General features: G+C 73.0%; 12 protein-coding genes and 1 pseudogene. 7 read left to right on the plus strand and 6 right to left on the minus strand.

Annotated elements, in window-relative coordinates; translation table 11 throughout:
- Positions 1–27: 27 nt before the first annotated feature.
- Positions 28–420, minus strand: a complete 393-nt coding sequence (locus ACWCYO_RS19945) for a hypothetical protein (protein ID WP_270149757.1) — start codon at positions 418–420, stop codon at positions 28–30.
- Between the two features lie 131 nt (positions 421–551).
- Entirely contained in the window at positions 552–1,715 is a 1,164-nt protein-coding gene (locus ACWCYO_RS19950) for a helix-turn-helix domain-containing protein (protein WP_449784947.1), read from the minus strand.
- A 178-nt stretch (positions 1,716–1,893) separates the two neighbouring features.
- Here ACWCYO_RS19950 and ACWCYO_RS19955 point away from each other — a divergent pair, with 178 nt between their 5' ends.
- Complete coding sequence (locus ACWCYO_RS19955) at positions 1,894–3,561, plus strand: FAD-binding dehydrogenase (protein ID WP_449784948.1); 1,668 nt, start codon at positions 1,894–1,896, stop codon at positions 3,559–3,561.
- A gap of 20 nt (positions 3,562–3,581) precedes the next feature.
- Here the strand turns inward: ACWCYO_RS19955 and ACWCYO_RS19960 are convergent, their stop codons facing one another.
- Both ACWCYO_RS19960 and ACWCYO_RS19965 read right to left on the minus strand, forming a co-directional pair.
- Positions 3,582–4,373 (minus strand): hypothetical protein, encoded by a 792-nt coding sequence (locus ACWCYO_RS19960; RefSeq protein ID WP_449784949.1) that lies wholly within the window; start codon positions 4,371–4,373, stop codon positions 3,582–3,584.
- Between the two features lie 128 nt (positions 4,374–4,501).
- Positions 4,502–7,273 (minus strand): SdrD B-like domain-containing protein, encoded by a 2,772-nt coding sequence (locus ACWCYO_RS19965; protein ID WP_449784950.1) that lies wholly within the window; start codon positions 7,271–7,273, stop codon positions 4,502–4,504.
- A 472-nt stretch (positions 7,274–7,745) separates the two neighbouring features.
- On the opposite strand from ACWCYO_RS19965, the pseudogene ACWCYO_RS19970 reads away from it, so the two are divergent.
- Positions 7,746–7,995 (plus strand): annotated as a pseudogene (locus tag ACWCYO_RS19970) (hypothetical protein); the annotation flags it as partial.
- 129 nt (positions 7,996–8,124) lie between these two features.
- On the plus strand, positions 8,125–10,062 hold the full coding sequence (locus tag ACWCYO_RS19975; RefSeq protein WP_449784965.1) for a glycoside hydrolase family 5 protein: 1,938 nt from the start codon (positions 8,125–8,127) through the stop codon (positions 10,060–10,062).
- 5 nt (positions 10,063–10,067) lie between these two features.
- Here ACWCYO_RS19975 and ACWCYO_RS19980 read toward each other — a convergent pair whose 3' ends face one another.
- A complete protein-coding gene (locus tag ACWCYO_RS19980; RefSeq protein ID WP_449784966.1) occupies positions 10,068–10,676 on the minus strand; it encodes a hydrolase in 609 nt (202 codons plus the stop codon).
- A 384-nt stretch (positions 10,677–11,060) separates the two neighbouring features.
- On the opposite strand from ACWCYO_RS19980, the gene ACWCYO_RS19985 reads away from it, so the two are divergent.
- On the plus strand, positions 11,061–11,561 hold the full coding sequence (locus ACWCYO_RS19985; protein ID WP_270149749.1) for a hypothetical protein: 501 nt from the start codon (positions 11,061–11,063) through the stop codon (positions 11,559–11,561).
- Between the two features lie 60 nt (positions 11,562–11,621).
- Here ACWCYO_RS19985 and ACWCYO_RS19990 read toward each other — a convergent pair whose 3' ends face one another.
- Positions 11,622–13,022 carry an aminotransferase-like domain-containing protein gene (locus tag ACWCYO_RS19990; RefSeq protein ID WP_270149748.1) on the minus strand — a complete coding sequence of 467 codons (1,401 nt, stop codon included), beginning with the start codon at positions 13,020–13,022 and terminating at the stop codon, positions 11,622–11,624.
- Between ACWCYO_RS19990 and ACWCYO_RS19995 the strand changes: the two genes are divergently transcribed.
- From ACWCYO_RS19995 to ACWCYO_RS20005, 3 genes are read left to right on the plus strand one after another with little or no spacing between them, the layout of a single operon-like run.
- The gene (locus tag ACWCYO_RS19995; RefSeq protein WP_449784951.1) at positions 13,021–14,328 is read left to right on the plus strand and encodes an aminotransferase class V-fold PLP-dependent enzyme; all 1,308 of its coding nucleotides are present in this window, start codon (positions 13,021–13,023) and stop codon (positions 14,326–14,328) included. The two genes, ACWCYO_RS19990 and ACWCYO_RS19995, sit on opposite strands and share 2 nt — an antisense overlap.
- Positions 14,325–15,614: an MFS transporter gene (locus ACWCYO_RS20000; RefSeq protein ID WP_270149746.1), complete on the plus strand. Its 1,290-nt coding sequence runs from the start codon at positions 14,325–14,327 to the stop codon at positions 15,612–15,614. The genes ACWCYO_RS19995 and ACWCYO_RS20000 overlap by 4 nt, the downstream gene beginning before the upstream one ends.
- Entirely contained in the window at positions 15,611–16,600 is a 990-nt protein-coding gene (locus ACWCYO_RS20005; RefSeq protein WP_449784952.1) for an aminotransferase class V-fold PLP-dependent enzyme, read from the plus strand. The genes ACWCYO_RS20000 and ACWCYO_RS20005 overlap by 4 nt, the downstream gene beginning before the upstream one ends.
- The last annotated feature ends 297 nt before the right edge of the window (positions 16,601–16,897 follow it).

Below are 16,897 nucleotides of genomic sequence, written 5' to 3' on the forward strand. Positions count from 1 at the left end.
GCTCCCACCCGGCTCACCGCACCTGGCTCAGTTGATCGGACCGCACGCCCAGGTGTTGTTGTTGGCCGTGTCGATCAGGCACGCCTCCAGGCTCTGGCCCGGTCCGTCGTAGTACCACGGTGACGGGTTGCTGCTGGGGGTCGCGCCGGCGGCTCCCAACCACTTCCAGGCGTTCCGGTCGAAGACACCGAACAGGCAGTGGCCGGGGTTGGCGGTCGGGACGATGTCCATGTAGTCGTGGTAGTCGCTGCCCAGCGCGACGTTCTCGATCGCATTGCAGCCGCCGGTACCGAACGCCCAGCTGCCCTCGGCGGTCGTGGCGGCCTGGGCCGAGCTCGCGGTGCCGATCCCGATCACGCCCATCGCCGCCGCGGCGATCGCGGCGGCGGCGAGGCGCTTCCTGGTCCTGGTGAATCGCATGGTGCTCCTCCAACGGGTCGATTCCGCCCCGGGGTTGGCGCCGGGAACACCCCGAACCCCAGCAGCCGGCGGGACGGAGGACAACCGGTCGAGCACCGTCCCGGACAATCCCGGACGCTCCCGGACACCCACTACCGGGAAGCGCCGGCGAGCAGGGCGGTCTGGAGGACGAAGCGGTTCCACGGGGTCCGCGGGTCGCGGCCGGTGGCGGCGGCCAGCCGGCGCATCCGGTAGCGGACGGTCTGCGGGTGGACGTGGAGGCGGGCGGCCGCGGCGGGAGCGCCGTCGGAGTAGATCACCGCGTCGAGGGTCCGCCGGGTTTCGTCGTCCTGGGCGAGGTGGCCGAGCACGGCTTCGGCCACCAGTACCGGATCGGCGTCCGGGTGGCCGGTGACCAGGGCCACCACCTCCAGGTCGCCACAGTCGAGCACCCGGCGCTCGGTCCACACCAGCGGCGAGGCGTGCCGGAGGCCGTGGACGGCGAGCCGGTGGGCGCGCGGCGCGGTGGCGGCGGTGACGCCGGTGAGCAGGGCGCCGGTGAGGTCGTGCCCGGCCGCCAGGCGGTCCAGCAGCGGCACGTCGACCGCCTTGACCAGGGCGACTCCGACGCCGTCCAGGGTGGTGTGCAGCGAGGTGAGTTCGAGCTCGGCAGCCTCTCCCGCGGCCCGGGCGTCCAGGGCGGCGGTCACCAGGGCCGCCGCCCGCTCCGCCGCCTCGGCCGCGCCGGCCGCCGGGGACACCACCATCAGGTCGAAGGAGGACGGCAGTTCCGCGTCGAGCTCGCGCAGCCGGGCGCGCAGGGTGCCGGCGTGGCTCTGCCGGCCGAGCAGCAGGTCGGTGAGCAGGCCCCGGAGGGAGCGCTCGCGGTCCTCGCCGAGGATCCGCCCGGTGGACTCGTAGCCGTCGAAGATGGCCTCGGAGGACTGGTCGAGCACCGTCAGCCAGACCCGGGCGAGCGCGCTGAGGTCGCGGACCGAGACGACGTCGGCGAAGCGTTCGCCGATCCGGTCGAAGAAGGCCAGCGCGGCGACCCGGTAGGCCCGCAGCACGGCTGCCAGTGGACGGGCGTCGCGCGCCCTGGCCGCGCCGACGCCGCGGAACATCCGGATGTCCTCGGCGCCCAACGCGCCGTCCACGGCCCAGAGTTCGAGGACCCGGCGGAGCGTCCAGACGATGATGGAGCGGACCTCCTCGAGCTGGCCGGCGTCGAGGTTGGCGTAGGCGGGGATCTCCCGGGCGATGGCGGCCATGAAGGCGTCGACCATCCCGGTCTCGTCCGCCAGGATCCGCGCCACGGCGGCGTGCCGGTCGGCCTGTGCCGGTTCGCTTTGCGCCGGTTCGCTTTGTACTGGTGGCACAGTCTTCTTTGTCACCATCTGACAAGCCTAGTGCCGGTCCCCGCGCCCTGCCGCGACCATGGGGGCGCGCAGCCGTCGCGACCGGGCGACGGTGACCGTCCCGAGGGAGAGCCGAATGCCGTTCCAGCCCGAGGTCATCGTGGTCGGAGCCGGACTGGCCGGACTGGTGGCGACGCACGAGCTGGCGAAGGCCGGCCGGCGGGTGCTGGTGGTCGAGCAGGAGAACCGGCGGAACCTGGGCGGCCAGGCGTTCTGGTCGCTCGGCGGCCTGTTCTTCGTGGACAGCCCGGAGCAGCGCCGGGTCGGGATCAGGGACTCCCTGGAGCTGGCCCGGCAGGACTGGTTCGGTTCGGCGGCCTTCGACCGGCTGGACGACGAGGACCGCTGGGGGCGGCGCTGGGCCGAGGCGTACCTGGCCTGGGCGGCCGACGGCAAGCGCCGGTACCTGCGCGAACTCGGCCACCGGGTGGTGCCGTTGGTGGGGTGGGCGGAGCGGGGTGCCGGTTCGGCCACCGGGCACGGCAACTCGGTGCCGCGCTTCCACATCACCTGGGGCACCGGGCCCGGCGTGGTGGAGGCGTTCCTCCGTCCGGTGCTGCGGGCGGAGCGGGGCGGGCTGGTGCGGTTCGCGTTCCGGCACCGGGTGGACGAGTTGCTGACCGAGGACGGCGCGGTGGTCGGCGTCCGGGGTGCGGTGCTGGCGCCGGACGACTCCGGACGCGGGGTCGAGTCCTCGCGCGAGGAGGCCGGTTCGTTCGAGGAGCGGGCGGCGGCGGTCGTGGTGACCTCCGGCGGCATCGGGCACAACCACGCGCTGATGCGGGCGAACTGGCCCGTCGACCGGGTCGGCCCCGCCCCCGGGCACCTGATCTCCGGCGTCCCCGCCCACGTCGACGGCCGGATGCTGGCCATCACCGAGCGGGCGGGCGGCCGGGTGGTCAACCGGGACCGGATGTGGGCCTACACCGAGGGCGTCCACAACTGGGACCCGGTCTGGCCGGACCACGCCATCCGGATCCTGCCCGGCCCGTCCTCCATGTGGTTCGACGCCGAGGGGCGCCGGCTGACCGGGATGTCCGGTGTGCCGGGCGCCGACTCGATCGGCGCGATGAAGCAGATCCTGGCGACCGGCCACGACTACTCGTGGTTCGTCCTGACCCAGTCGATCATCGAGAAGGAGTTCGCGCTCTCCGGTTCGGAACAGAACCCCGATCTGACCGGCCGGGACCTCAAGTTCGCGCTGCGAAGCCGGCTGGCCAAGGGCGCCCCGGGCCCGGTGGAGCGGTTCAAGCAGCACGGCGAGGACTTCGTCGTCGCCCGTACCCTGCCCGAGCTGGTCGCCGCCATGAACGGGATCGCCCGCGGCCCGAAGCTCGACCTCGCCGAGATCGAGCGGCAGATCGTCGCCCGCGACCGCGAACTGGCCAACCCGTTCAGCAAGGACGCCCAGGTGATGGCGATCCACAACGCCCGCCGCTCGCTGACCGACCGGATCGCCCGGGTCGCCAGGCCGCACCGGATCCTCGACCCGGCGCACGGCCCGCTGATCGGCGTGCGGCTCAACATCCTCTCCCGCAAGACGCTCGGCGGCCTGCAGACCGACCTGGACTCCCGGGTGCTCGACGGCGACGGCGCCCCGGTCCCCGGTCTCTACGCCGCCGGGGAGGTGGCCGGCTTCGGCGGCGGGGGCGTGCACGGGTACAACGCGCTGGAGGGCACCTTCCTGGGCGGCTGCATCTTCTCGGGGCGAGCGGCCGGCCTGGCGATCGCCCGCCGCCGCTGAGCCACGGTCACCGGGCGTGGTCAGCCGGTGAGCCAGGGCGCCTCGGGGAGCTTGGCGTCGGCGTCGCGGCCGGAGAAGTCCACGCTGGTCGGGGTGCCCAGGCCCGCCATCCGCATGGTGACCCGGCGCAGGTTGCCGTCGCCGTCGACCCAGTACGTCAGCGGTGAGCTCTTTCCGTCCGGCGCGGCGCCCTGGGCGCGCGGGCCGGCGAAGCGGTCGTAGCCCCGGCCGTCGATCCGGTCCCGGCCGAGCCAGCGAGCGCCGGACTGGGCGAGCAGCAGCGGGTTGTCCGGACGGTCGGCGCCGACCTGGGTGAGCAGTTGGAGGCCGGCGTCCAAGGGGTCGGCGGTGTACGAGCGCGGCGACCAGCCGGAGCGGGGGATGTGTTCTGCCTGCTCCCAGGGCGGGCTCTGGTCGCCCGCCGGCTCGGGGGCCAGGCCGAGGCCGCCGGTGTCCCAGACCACCAGGCCGTGGTCGAGCGACCCGCTCGCGCCGGTGCTCCGGTAGCGGCCCACGCCACGGTGGGTGCGGTAGTCCACGACGCCCTCGACCCGGATCCGCACTCCCCCGCCCTCGTCGGCGGTGAGCACCACCCCGACCGGGCTGGCCTGGTAGAGGTTCAGCCGGGACAGTGCCAGCCGTCCCGCCTCCTCGGTGGTGACCGGGCGTTCCGGGGCCTGGTCGGAGACGGTCTGGTAGGCGACGACGCCGCCCGCCACGGCGGCGCACACCACGGTCGCGATCAGCGCCGTCAGCCGGCGGGTCCGCCTGCGCCGGGGCGGGCGGGGGCTGGTCTTCGTCTTCCGGGCCATCCGGGGGTCCACTCCGATCTCTTCTTCACGTCCGCGTCGAACACGGGAGTCGGGCGGGTTCGCGGTCCGTTGCGGTCCGCGAGCCCGCCCGATCCGGGTGTCACCATCCCGTCAGAGCGGGACAGCTCCTAGCGGTGCTGGGCCCGGCGTCGGCGCACCAGCACGTACAGTGCCCCACCGAGGGCGATCAGCGCCGCGGCACCGGTCGCGATCAGCGGGAGCCCGCTGCTCGCACCGGTGTGCGGCAGTTCGCCACCGGGAGCGGGCGCCGGTGGGGCCGGCGTGCTCGGCGGTGTGGTCGGCGTCGGCGTCGGGGTTGGCGTCGGGGTCGACGTCGGCGTCGGGGTGGGGATCAGCTTGTTGACGGCCGTGACGCTGACCCCGTCCTCGAGGTTGTCGGCGGTGAGCACCAGCGGTCCGAAGACCGTGCTGTCCGGCGCCGAGTAGCCGTCGGGCGGGCTCAGCTCCTGCCAGTAGTACGTCCCGGGCACGCCGCTGCCCTGGCAGATGCCGTCGGCGCCGGTGGTGCAGGGGTCACCGACGGGGGTGTCCGGCTTGGCCCCGGTGGTCTGCAGACCGTCGGTGCCGTTGGTCTCGTGCCACAGCCGGAACTTGGCACCGGCCAGCGGTTTGCCGTCCTGGTCGTGCTTGACCAGCTTCAGCGCGCCCTCCTGCTGGCGGTAGCCGAAGTCGTAGGTGTGGTTGTTCTCGCCCGGTCCGCCGGTGGTCAGCGCCCGTTCGGGGAACTTGGTGCCGGCCGGGACGATGCCCTTGGAGTCGATGAAGTGGTTGTCGCCGACGTCGTGGTCCGTGGGGACCCAGCGGTACAGCGGGCCGCCCTTGGCGTAGTCGGCGGGGTTGTCGATGCGGATCGTGTACTTGGTGTGCGGCTTGAGGCCCCCCGTGACGTTGCTGTCGTCGAAGTAGTACTCGCCGCGCGCCGTCGTCCTGGTGGTGCCGACCACCTTGCCCGACTCGTCGTAGAGGTTGACGGTGGCGCCCTTCACCGGGAGCTGGCCCGGGTTCTGGATGCCCTTGCGCTCGGGGTCGTACCAGACCCGGTTGCCGATCTGCAGCGGCGCCTGGTCGCAGAGCACTTCGAGGTCGCCCATCGCGGCGCCCTTGCCGAACGGCGAGGCGGTCCCCGCCGGAGTCAGCCGCAGGCCGAACTTCGGGTCGTGCGCGCCGTCCGCCCGCTCCATGAACGACGTGCCGTAGCCGACCGCGGTGTGGTCCGGGTCGAAGGCGGAGCCGGCGACGGTGCTCTCGACCTTGGAGAGCGCGATGCCGGCGAACACCGTGTTGTGGTGGCCCACCTCGTCCCAGCCGGTGGAGAAGAACCGGGCGCCCCGGACGGTCTTGCCGCAGCCGAGGTTGACGTCCATCACGTACGTGCCGTTCGACGGGCAGGCCTTGTCGAGGTCGCCGCCGGACATCACGGTGGCCGAATTGGGCGCCGGGGCGCCCGGTCCGCGGTCGGCGAAGCGGTCCTTGAAGGCCAGCAGCATCGAGCCGTCGGTCTCGAACAGGATCTCGCCGAGCTCCGGTTCGGGGAACGCGATGGTGGTCCTGCCGCAGACCTTTCCGTTCTGCGAGGCCGGGAAGGTGCTGGTCCACGCGAACCAGCCCGCGCCGTCGCACGGGCCGCCGCCGACGGTGGACTGCCGCGGGTAGTCCATCGGCTGGTTCAGCACCGGCTTGCCGAACTCCCCGGTGCCGAGGTCGAACGGCAGGACCATGGCGCGCACGTCGGTGAGCTTGCCGGTGGACTCGCCGGAGCAGACCCCGCCGAGGTAGCCGGTGCCGTCCTGCATGCCGAGGCCGTACGGCCGCCAGTCCGCAGCCGACGGGCAGCCCGGGTCCGGGATCGGGTAGGAGGCCTTGGGCGCCGAGGCCGTCGGCTTGGTGGCGTCGTAGCGGTAGAGCTTGCGGTCGTTCAGGTTGACGACGAACAGGTCCTTGCCGTCGTCGGTGATCTTGATGCCGCCCAGGCTCTCCTTTCCGGGCACGTCGAGGAAGGCGTCGTCCGTCCCCGGCCCGTGCGCGGTGCTGCCCGCGTTCGGCACGGTGGTGAAGACGGTCGTCTTCTTCTTCGCCGGGTCGCTCAGGTCGGTGACGTAGATCCCGCCGGAGCCGCCGGGGCCGTAGTCGGTGGTCCGCTTGGCCGTCGCCGCGGAGAACAGCCGCTTGTCGGCCTTGTTCCAGGCGAGGCCGTAGATCGTGCCGGTCTCGGCGTCGGTGGCGATGTCGGTGGCGTTGGCGGTGACGCCGTCCTGGCCGCGCGCGCTGTACGGGAAGGTGACCAGCGTGCGCTGGGCGCCGCCCTGGTAGGTGGGCGTCTGACAGGCCGTCGCCAGCGGCGCGTTCTTCTGGCAGTAGTCCGCCGGGTTCCACAACCCGGTGGTGTAGGAGACGTTCTTGCCCCCGGAGAGGTCGACGAACTCCTCGTTGGAGCTGAGCTGGTCGGGCGCGCCGTCCAGCCCCTGGCGGGAGGCGAAGGCCGGGAACAGCACGCCCGGCTTCGGGTTCACCACCTGCACCCGGTACTTGCCGCCGGTGGCCTTGCCGGTCGCGGGCGACAGCGTCACCGTGCCGTCCGCCGCCGTGGTCCCGTCGATCGAGACCCCGGCGTCATCGGTGAGCGTCACCTTGACGCCCGCCATGCCCGGCTCCAGCGCGGGCGTGTACGTGCCGGAGTTGTCCACGGCTCGGATCACCTTCACGGTGACCGTCCCGTCGCCGGTCTGCGAGACCGCCGCCGGGACGGCCGCCAGCGAGCTGCTGCCGACGGCGATGGCGAGCGCCGCGAACCGGCCGACGGCACGACGGCCGGGCAGGTCCGGCCGTGACCGGGACGGGCCGCGCGCGGCGCCGTTCATCAGTTCGTTCGTTGTTCTCATCCCTGCTCTCATCGTCTGAAAGGCCCAATGGCCCGACTACCGGAGGAAGCCCACAGAGTGGCCTGAATCCGACATGATTAACGTGAGCTTAAAGGCAATTCACCCAACTAGGTAGCAGAACGTGGAACTTTGATGTTCAGTCAGGCGTCTCCTTGACGCCCCCCTCTTCGGCAACTCACGGTGCGACCGTTCCGACCAGCACGGATCCGGCCCGAGGCGTCCTCTGGGCACGGAACAAGCGTCATGTCGACAAAAGCGCCCGACCGCGGAAGGTGACCGTCGCGTCGAACACGACTACGAAGGTCGTGGAATTTCGACACAGCTCGCACAGAACCGTCCGCGATTCATTCCAACCCACCAGCCCCGGGAGCAAGCTTCGTCCGCGAGCGGAGGACGATCCGGACCGCCGCGCCCGGAAATCCGCCGGCCGACCCCTGTCGTCCGTCAACGGCGTCGACACAGCCTGCGCGGCATGAGCGAACGCGCAGTGCCCGAGCCCCGCCGGCGCCGCCGCAGACCCACCAAGCAACGCGTCGTGCTCTCCCGGGAGTTGATCACCGGCACGGCCCTGCGGCTGATCGAACAGCATCGGCCTGCGGATCCACCCCGCCCGCCCGGGCCACCCCCGGGCCGCCCTGCTCGCCGCCCACCGCACCACCGGCCGCACCCACGAGACCTCCGCCGTCGAGGCGATCCTCTCCGTGCTGCGCACGGCCGGCTTCCTCACCACGGTCATCTGACCGTCTCGGCGGGTCATAAGGGTCCCGGTCGACGGTCTCGTCCTGAACAGTGGTTTTGACGTACCGTCGACAAGCCCTGCCCCTGCCACCCCCGTCCTGGAGAGACCCGTGATACCCATCCGCCCGGCTCGTCGAGCCGTGCTCGCGGTGGCGGCCCTGCTGGCCGCCCTCATCGGCACCGCCTCACCCGCACCAGCCGCACCCACCGCCGCGCCCGCACCGACCGCCGGGCCCGTGCTGACCGGCCCCCAGCTCGCCGCCTCCTGGGCCGGCCCGCTGAGCACCCGGGGCCGGTACGTGGTCGACGCGAACGGCGACCGGTTCAAGCTCAAGGCCGGCAACTGGGCTGGTGCGCAAGGCACCTGGGAGGGCAGCGGCTCGACCACCGATCCGGCGGACAACCAGGCCGGCCAGGTCTCGTACAACATCCCGCTCGGCCTGGACCGGGCACCGATCGGCCAGATCCTGGCGGGCTTCCACGGCCTGGGCCTGAACGCCGTCCGGCTGCCGTTCGCCAACGCGCTGATCCACGACACCAGTACCGTCCCGGACGCCGCCGTCGCCGCCAATCCGCAGCTCAGGGGCAGGACCCCGCTGCAGGTCTACGACGCCGTCGTGGCCGCGCTGACCGCCGACGGGTTCGCGGTCATCCTCAACAACCACACCACCAGCTACCGCTTCTGCTGCGGCCTGGACGGCAACGAGCGGTGGAACAGCGGCCAGAGCACCCGGCAGTGGGAGGACGACTGGGTGTTCATGGCGAACCGCTACCGGGCGGACAAGCGGGTCGTCGGCGCGGACCTGCGCAACGAGGTCCGCCGGGACGTCTGGGACGACCCCAACTGGGGGATGGGCGACGGCCACGACGAGTACGCCGCCTTCGAGGAGGCCGGCAACCGGATCCTCCAGGCCGACCCCGACCTGCTGGTCGTCATGGAGGGCATCAACTGGTACGGCGTCCCCGCCGCCGGGTTCTCCCACGGCCGGCCGATGCTCACCCCGGTGGCCACCCTGTCCAACACCCTGATCCGGTCCGACAAGCTGGTCTACGCCGCCCACTTCTACGCCTACACCGGCCCGGCCAACACCGGCGCGGGCAGCGGCCCCGGCTCCACCAGCGACCCGCGCTACGAGGACTTCACCCCCGACCAGCTCGCCCAAGTGGTGAACCAGGAGGCCCTGTTCGTCACCCAGACCGGCCAGCACTTCACCGCTCCGGTCTGGGTCAGCGAGTTCGGCGCCGCCGGGCGCGGCTCCACGGACGCCAAGGAGCAGGCCTGGTTCGACCGCTTCACCGACGTCCTGGCCGCCAACGACACCGACTTCGCCGTCTGGCCGCTGGTCGGCTGGCAGCACGACGGCGTCCCGAACGACAACTGGGCGCTGCTCTCCTACGACACCTCCGGCCGGCAACTCGGTCTGAACGACCCCGGCGACTGGCGCGCCGCCGACTGGAACAAGCTGGTCAACGCCCCCTCGTACACCGGACCGGTCGCACCGGTCGCCCGCTGGAACATGCTCGACCTCGACCACGGGGACCAGAACGTCTCCAGCCGCATGCTGGCCCGGCCCGACTGGAGCTACGGCAACCGCAAGGGCGACTGCCCGGACGGCCAGCGCCTGGCCGGCCTCGGCCGCAGCAGCAGTCGCGGCCTGTGCACCGACGCCGGCCAGCCCGCCGTCGGCGCCGGCGACTGGGTGTCCGTCACCGACCAGCGCTACGTCACCGGGGGCGACTGGGCGTCCGGCTACGACAAGCTCCAGTGCCCCGACGACACCTTCGCCGTGGGCTACAGCGTGCACGGCAACGCGATGTCCGCGCTGCTCTGCGCCCCGTCCGCCACCGCCCTGCCCACCACCGGCCGCACGCTCTGGTTCGACCACGGCGACAACCGGCCCGCCACCGGCGGCTCCGCCGCGAGCGACTGGGCGCCCGGCACCTACAAGGGCCAGTGCGCCGACGACGAGTACGTCGCCGGCGTGGCCGACACCTGGCGCTGGCTCCAGTACGGCGTCCCCGACGCGCTGCTCTGCCGTCCGCTGAGCTGACCATGTCAGGTGAGCGACGGGTCCTGCCGGTAGACGATCCCCTGCCCCCGGGAGCCGCCGTACGCGCGGGCGATCTCGTACGCGCCGTCGACCGTGTCGGTGCGGCTCCAGTCGCGCTGCAGTTCCTGTAGCACGGCGATCCAGGTGACCGGGACGGCGCCTGCCCGGACCAGCCGGTGAACGGCCGCCGTGTGCGCCTCGGCGCTGACCCCACCGACCGCGTCGACGACGAAGTACACCTCGTATCCGGCCTCCAGGGCCGAGAGGGCGGGCGTCATCAGGCAGACCTCGGTCCAGATTCCGGCCATCAGCAGCTTGCTGCGGCCGGTGGCCTCGACGGCGGAACGGAAGGCGTCCACCTGCCAGGCGTTGAGGTTGGTCCGGTCGATCGGTTCCTGCTCGGGGAAGACCTCGGCCAGCTGTGGGAGGAGGGGGCCGGCGAAGTCACGGGCCACGACGGTCGTCAGGACGGTGGGAAGCCGGAGCAGCCGCGCCGTTCTGGCCAGCGCGACGACGTTGCCGACCAGCAGTTGGCGGTCCATCGACTGGATGTGGAAGACCGGTTGGGGCTGGTAGTCGATGAGGGCCAGGGCGGCGTTGGCGGGGGTGAGCAGTGAAACGGATCCCCTCGTCCGGCATCACCTTGGTGGCGGTTTCGGGCATCACTCCTCCTCGGGCTGGTGCGGACACCCTGCAGGGCCGGCCGACCTGCTCCGACAGCACTTGGCGTCTGACCGTGGTGCGGAACGGCGAACCGGTTCCTCCGTCCGCCGGCGCGGCGGCACGCGGCCGTGCGGGCCGCGCGGGACGAGGCCGAGGGACGGTGCGACCACTCGCGGTCGAGCAGCGGTTCCGTGCCCGGCGGATGCGCCATCCGCCGGGCGCGTGCAGGGTGGAGGGGAACGGACCGCTCGGGCGGCCACCGTCCGTGACACCGCGGGCACCGTCCGGCAGGCGGTCGCTCCCCCGCCGCCGCTTCATCGACCGAAGGAGGCGCCATGCCGACCAGGACGATCCCCCGTCGGGCTCTGGTGCTGACCGTCGCCGCCCTCGCCGCCCTGCTGCCGACCGCGGCACTGACGCCGCCCGCGCAGGCGGCCTCCGAACCCCCGACCGCATCGGCGGCCGCCGCGGCACCGGTCCGCTTCGTGGACCTGCCCGACACCGCGCTGCCGACCGACCGGGCGCCGCACCGGATCACCTTCAGCTACCGCAACGACAACCCGACGGACCAGACCGTCGCCCCGCAGATCCTGGTCGAGTCGCCGCAGAACGGCCCGTTCCTCAGCCCGTCGGACATCCGGCTCGAACAGCTGGGGCGCGACGGCCGCTGGCACGCCCTGCCGCTCGGCAGCCAGACGGGCACGCTCTACACCAGCCTGATCCCGGCGAAGATCGTCCTGCACAGCCACCACACGCTCACCGAGCGGTACCGGCTCACCGTGCTCCACTCGCCCGCCCAGGGGACGGTGGAGTCCCGGATCGCGATCTACGCCTGAGCCGCGAGCCGCCGGGCCGCCGCGCTGCTGCGCCGTCCCGCCGTCACGCCCGTCCCGCCGTCACGCCCGGGCGGCCACGGCGCCCAGGCGGGCCGCCGCCTCGACGAGTTCGGCGGGTTCGGCCGCGGCGGCGAAGCCGAGCCGCAGGTGGGCGGCCGGCGGCTCGGCCGGGAAGTGGTGGTGGCCGAGGTTGACGGCCACCCGGTGTGCCCGGGCCGCCTCCGCGACGGCCTCCTCGGTGCACCCGGCCGGCAGCCTGACCCACAGGTGCAGGCCGCCCTCCGGCACCCGGTGCAGCGTCCAGTCCGGCACCTCCCGCGCCAGGGCGTCGGCCAGGACGGCGCAGCGCTGATGCAGGGCGGCGGACAGGGCGCGCAGGTGCCGGTCCCAGGCCGGGGTGCTGAGCAGTTCGACCGCGGCCTCCTGGAGCGGGCGGGCGATGAAGAAGTCGTCCACCCGCCGCATCCCGAGCAGCCGCCGCATCACCGGGCCGCGGGCGATCAGCGCGCCGATCCGCAGGCTGGGCGAGGCGGGCTTGGTCAGCGAGGTGAGGTGGACGACGGTGCCGTCCCGGTCGTCGGCGACCAGCGGCCGGGGCACCGGCCGGCCGTGGCCGAGGTGGCGGGCGAAGTCGTCCTCGATCAGGAACGCCCCGGCGGCGCGGGCCACGTCGACGATCTGGCCGCGCCGTTCGCCGGAGAGGACCGTCCCGGTCGGGTTGTGGAAGGTGGGCTGGCAGTAGAGCAGGCGCGCGCCGGTCACGGCGAAGGCCTCGGCGAGCAGGTCGGGACGCAGACCCTGGTCGTCCATCGGCACGGGCACCGGGTGCAGTCCGGCGGAGCGCGCGGCGGCGAGCGCGCCGGCGTAGGTGGGCGACTCGACCAGGATCGGGCTGCCCGGCGCGGCGACGGCGCGGAACAGCAGTGACAGCGCGCCCTGCCCTCCCCCGGTGACCAGCACGTCGTCCGGGCCGACGTCGCCGCCCGCCTGCCGGGCGAAGATCGTCCGCAGCGTGGTCAGGCCGGCCGCCGGGGCGCGGTGCCAGGCGTCCGGGCGGCGGGCGGCCCGGGCCAGGGCGCCGCCGAGCAGGCGGGTGGGCTGGAGGCTCTCGTGCGGGTAGCCCCCGGACAGCGGGATGGTGCCGACGGGCACCGTGCCGGGCTCGTCGGGCGCCTCGGGGGCGAACGGGCGGCCGGCCAGCGCCACCGCCTGCCAGGAGGTGTCCGGTTCGCCGCCGCCGGTCGGCGGGCGGCGGGCCGCGACGTAGGTGCCGCTCCCGGGCCGGGTCACCACCGCGCCCTCGGCGGCGAGCAGGGCGATCGCCCGGGAGACGGTGACCGGCCCGACTCCGTGACGGGTGATCAGGTCCCGGCTGCTGGGCAGGCGGTCGCCCGGGGAGAGGCGGGCGATCTCCGTCCGGAGGATCGCCACCAGGGTCTCGATACTGCTACTGTCAGACATGAAGAACGAGAATAGCGCTTTCGCCTCCAGCCCGGAACCGCTCCTGAACCCCGGCCGAGAACCGGTCCTGGACCTCAGCCGGAAACCGTTCCTGAACCCAAGCCAGGAACCGGTCCTGGACCTCGCCGCCCTCCGGGCCGACACCCCCGGCTGCGAGGCGGTGATCCACTTCAACAACGCCGGCGCCGGACTGATGGCCCGTCCGGTCCTGGAGACGGTGCTCGACCACCTGCGCCTGGAGGCGGGCATCGGCGGCTACGAGGCCGCCGCCGCCCGCGCCGCCGAGGTTGCCGACTTCTACGCCGCGCTCGCCGAACTCCTCGGCACCCGCCCCGGCAACCTCGCCTTCGCCGCGAGCGCGACCCACGCGTACACCAAGGCCCTGTCCGCGATCGACTTCCGGCCCGGGGACGTCGTCCTGACCACCCGCAACGACTTCGTGTCCAACCAGATCGCCTTCCTGTCCCTGCGCAAGCGCCACGGCGTCCGGATCGTGCACGCCCCCGACCATCCCGACGGCAGCGGCGTCGACGTCGAGGCCATGGCCGCGCTGATGCGCGCCCACCGGCCGCGCCTGGTCGCCGTGACCCACGTGCCCACCAACTCCGGGCTGGTCCAGCCGGTCGCCGAGATCGGCCGGCACTGCCGGGAACTCGACCTGCTGTACCTGGTCGACGCCTGCCAGTCGGTCGGCCAGTACCCGATCGACGTCGAGGCGATCGGCTGCGACCTGCTCACCGCGACCTGCCGCAAGTTCCTCCGCGGCCCGCGCGGTTCGGGTTTCCTCTACGTCTCCGACCGGGTGCTGACGGCCGGGTACGAGCCGCTCCACATCGACATGCACGGCGCGCGCTGGGTCGCCCCCGGCTACTACCGGCCGGTCGACACGGCGGCCCGGTTCGAGGAGTGGGAGTTCCCGTACGCCACCGTCCTCGGCTGCGCCGCCGCCGTCCGCTACGCGCTGCGGGTCGGCCTGGAGCCGGTGGCCCGGCGCACCCCCGCGCTGGCCGGCCGGCTGCGCGAGCGGCTGGCCGCCGTCCCCGGTGTCCGCGCGCTCGACGGCGGGCCCGCGCCGGCCGCCCTGGTCACCTTCACCATCGAGGGCTGGCAGGCCGCGCCGTTCAAGGCGGCGATGGACGCGCACGGCATCAACTCCGCCCTCAGCTACCGGGAGTTCGCGCAGTTCGACTTCGCCGACAAGGAGGTGGAGTGGTGCCTGCGACTGTCGCCGCACTACTACAACACCGAGGACGAGGTCGACGCGGTGGCCGGCACGGTGGCCGAGCTGGCGAGGAGCGCCCGATGACCGGGACGACCCAGGCCCCGTCCCCGCCGAGCACCGAACCCGCGCGGCAGAGCCTGTGGCACAACCACGACTTCCTCCGGTTCTGGGTCGGCGAGACGGTCTCGCTGCTCGGCACCCAGGTCACCAACCTCGCCCTTCCGCTCACCGCCATCGGCGCCTTCGGCGCGACCGACGAACAGGTCGGACTGCTGCGCTTCCTGCAGCTCGTCCCCTACCTCGGGCTCGCCCTGGTCATCGGCGTGTGGGCGGACCGGCACCGGCGGCGGCCGGTCATGCTCGGCGCCAACCTGGTCCGGCTGGTCCTGCTGGCCCTGGTGCCGCTGCTCTACTGGTGGCACGCGCTCGACCTGCCCGTGCTGATGGTGATCGCCTGTACGGTCGGCATCGCCTCGGTGGTGTTCGACGTCAGCTGGATGTCCTACGTGCCGGTGCTGGTGCGGGGCCCCGAGCACTACGTCGAGGCCAGCGCCAGGATGAGCACCAGTTCCTCCGCCGCCGACGTCGCCGGGCCCGGGCTGGGCGGCGTCCTGGTGTCGGCGGTCGGCGCGCCCGTGGCCGTGCTCGTCGACGCCTGCTCCTACCTGGTGTCCCTGGTCTCGTTGCTGTCGATCCGCACCACGGAGCCCGCCCCGGAACCGGCCGCCGAGCGGCACCTGTGGCGCGAACTCAAGGACGGCATGGGCTGGGTGATGCGGGACCGGGTGCTGCGCTCGCTCGCGCTGATCGGCTTCTGCTGCAACTTCTCGATGATCACCGTGTGGACGATGTTCCTGCTCTACGGCCACCACGACCTCCGCCTCGGCGACGGGACGATCGGCGCGGTCTTCTCGACGGCCTCCGTCGGCGGACTGATCGGCGCGCTGATCGCCCGGCGGGTGATCGCCCGCTTCCCGCTCGGCCGGGTCTACCTGGTCGGCCAGTCGGCGCTGCTGCTGGGCCCGGGCCTGATCCCCGCCGCCGCGGGGCCGCGGCCGGTGATGATCGGGATGTTCGTGCTGTCCTTCTTCACCACCTACCTCGGCCTCGGCGTGGCGGGGGTGATCATCGTCAGCCTCCGCCAGGCCGTCACGCCCCAGTCGATGATGGGGCGGATGACGGCGGCCTTCCGGACCCTGCTGTTCGGCGGCGGATCGCTGGGCGGCCTCGCCGCCGGGCTGCTCACCGGTCAACTAGGCGCCCGGGGCGCGCTGATCGTCGCGGCGGTCGGCTCCGCCGCCGTGGTGGTCGGGCTGCTCGTCTCCCCGGTCAGCCGGCTGCGGGCGCTGCCCGCCGCGCCGCAGGGGTGACCGAGGCCCGACCGCCCCCGCGTGCCCTCGTCCGGGGCACCACCGAGGCCGTCAACCTGGTCGCCCAGACCTGGGGGCGCGCCAACCTCGGCGTCGGCGACGAGATCCTGGTCTCCGCCGCCGAGCACCACTCCAACCTGGTGCCCTGGCAACTGATCGCCAAGGAGCGCCGGGCCCGGATCGTCCCGATCCCGCTGCTCCCGGACGGGCAGTTGGACCAGGACGCCTACCGGGACCTGCTCGGCTTCCGGACCAGGCTGGTGGCGCTCACCCACGCGTCGAACGTGCTGGGGACCGCCCCGCCGGTGGCCGAGATGACCGCGCTCGCCCACCGCTACGGCGCCAAGGTGCTGGTCGACGGCGCCCAGGCGGTGGCTCACTTCCAGGTGGACGTCACCGCTGTGGACGCCGACTTCTACGCCTTCTGCGGCCACAAGGTCTTCGGCCCGACCGGGATCGGCGCGCTGTACGGCAAGCGGGAGCTGCTCGAGGCCATGCCGCCGTGGCAGGGCGGCGGCAACATGATCGACTCGGTGAGCTTCGAGGAGACCAGTTACGCCCCCGTCCCGCACCGCCTGGAGGCCGGCACCGGCCACATCGGCGGGGTGGCCGGGCTGCGGGCGGCCCTGCGGTACCTCTCCGGCCTGGACCGCCAGGCCGCCTCCGCCCACGAGGAGCAGCTCACCGCCTACGCCACCACCGCGCTGCGGACCGTGCCCGGCCTGCGGCTGATCGGCGAGGCCCCGGGCAAGATCGGAGTGCTCACCTTCCTGCTCGCCGGCACCGACCCGATCGCCCTCGCCGGGGCGCTCGACCAGCAGGGCATCGCCGTCCGGGCCGGCCACCACTGCGCCCAACCCGCCCTCGCCGCCTACGGCTTGCAGGCGGCGGCCCGGGCCTCGCTGGCCCTGTACAACACCGTGCAGGACGTCGACTCCCTGGTGGCGGCCCTCCAGGGCATCCAGGCCGAGGCCGCCGCCTCCTGACCGGCACCCCCTGACCGACTCCGCGGGCGGGCACCCGAACAGGGCGCCCGCCCCCGGCTGTTCTTGGAGGCCGGTCGGTGATGTTCCGTGACTTCGACCACGGTTTCGCGCAGGAGCTGCCCGCGACCCGACCGGGACGGAAACGACATTCCTGGCCTGAAACCGTCGAAACCTGTCCCGTAATCATCGGATTCGAGAGACATTCATCGGACTTGTCTGCCTGGCGGAGGTCTTGGCGCAGAGTTCCGAACCTCGCCGATTTACCTGGCGTTCACATGGATCCGTCAACCGTGTTCA

Source organism: Kitasatospora sp. NPDC001683, assembly GCF_053596495.1.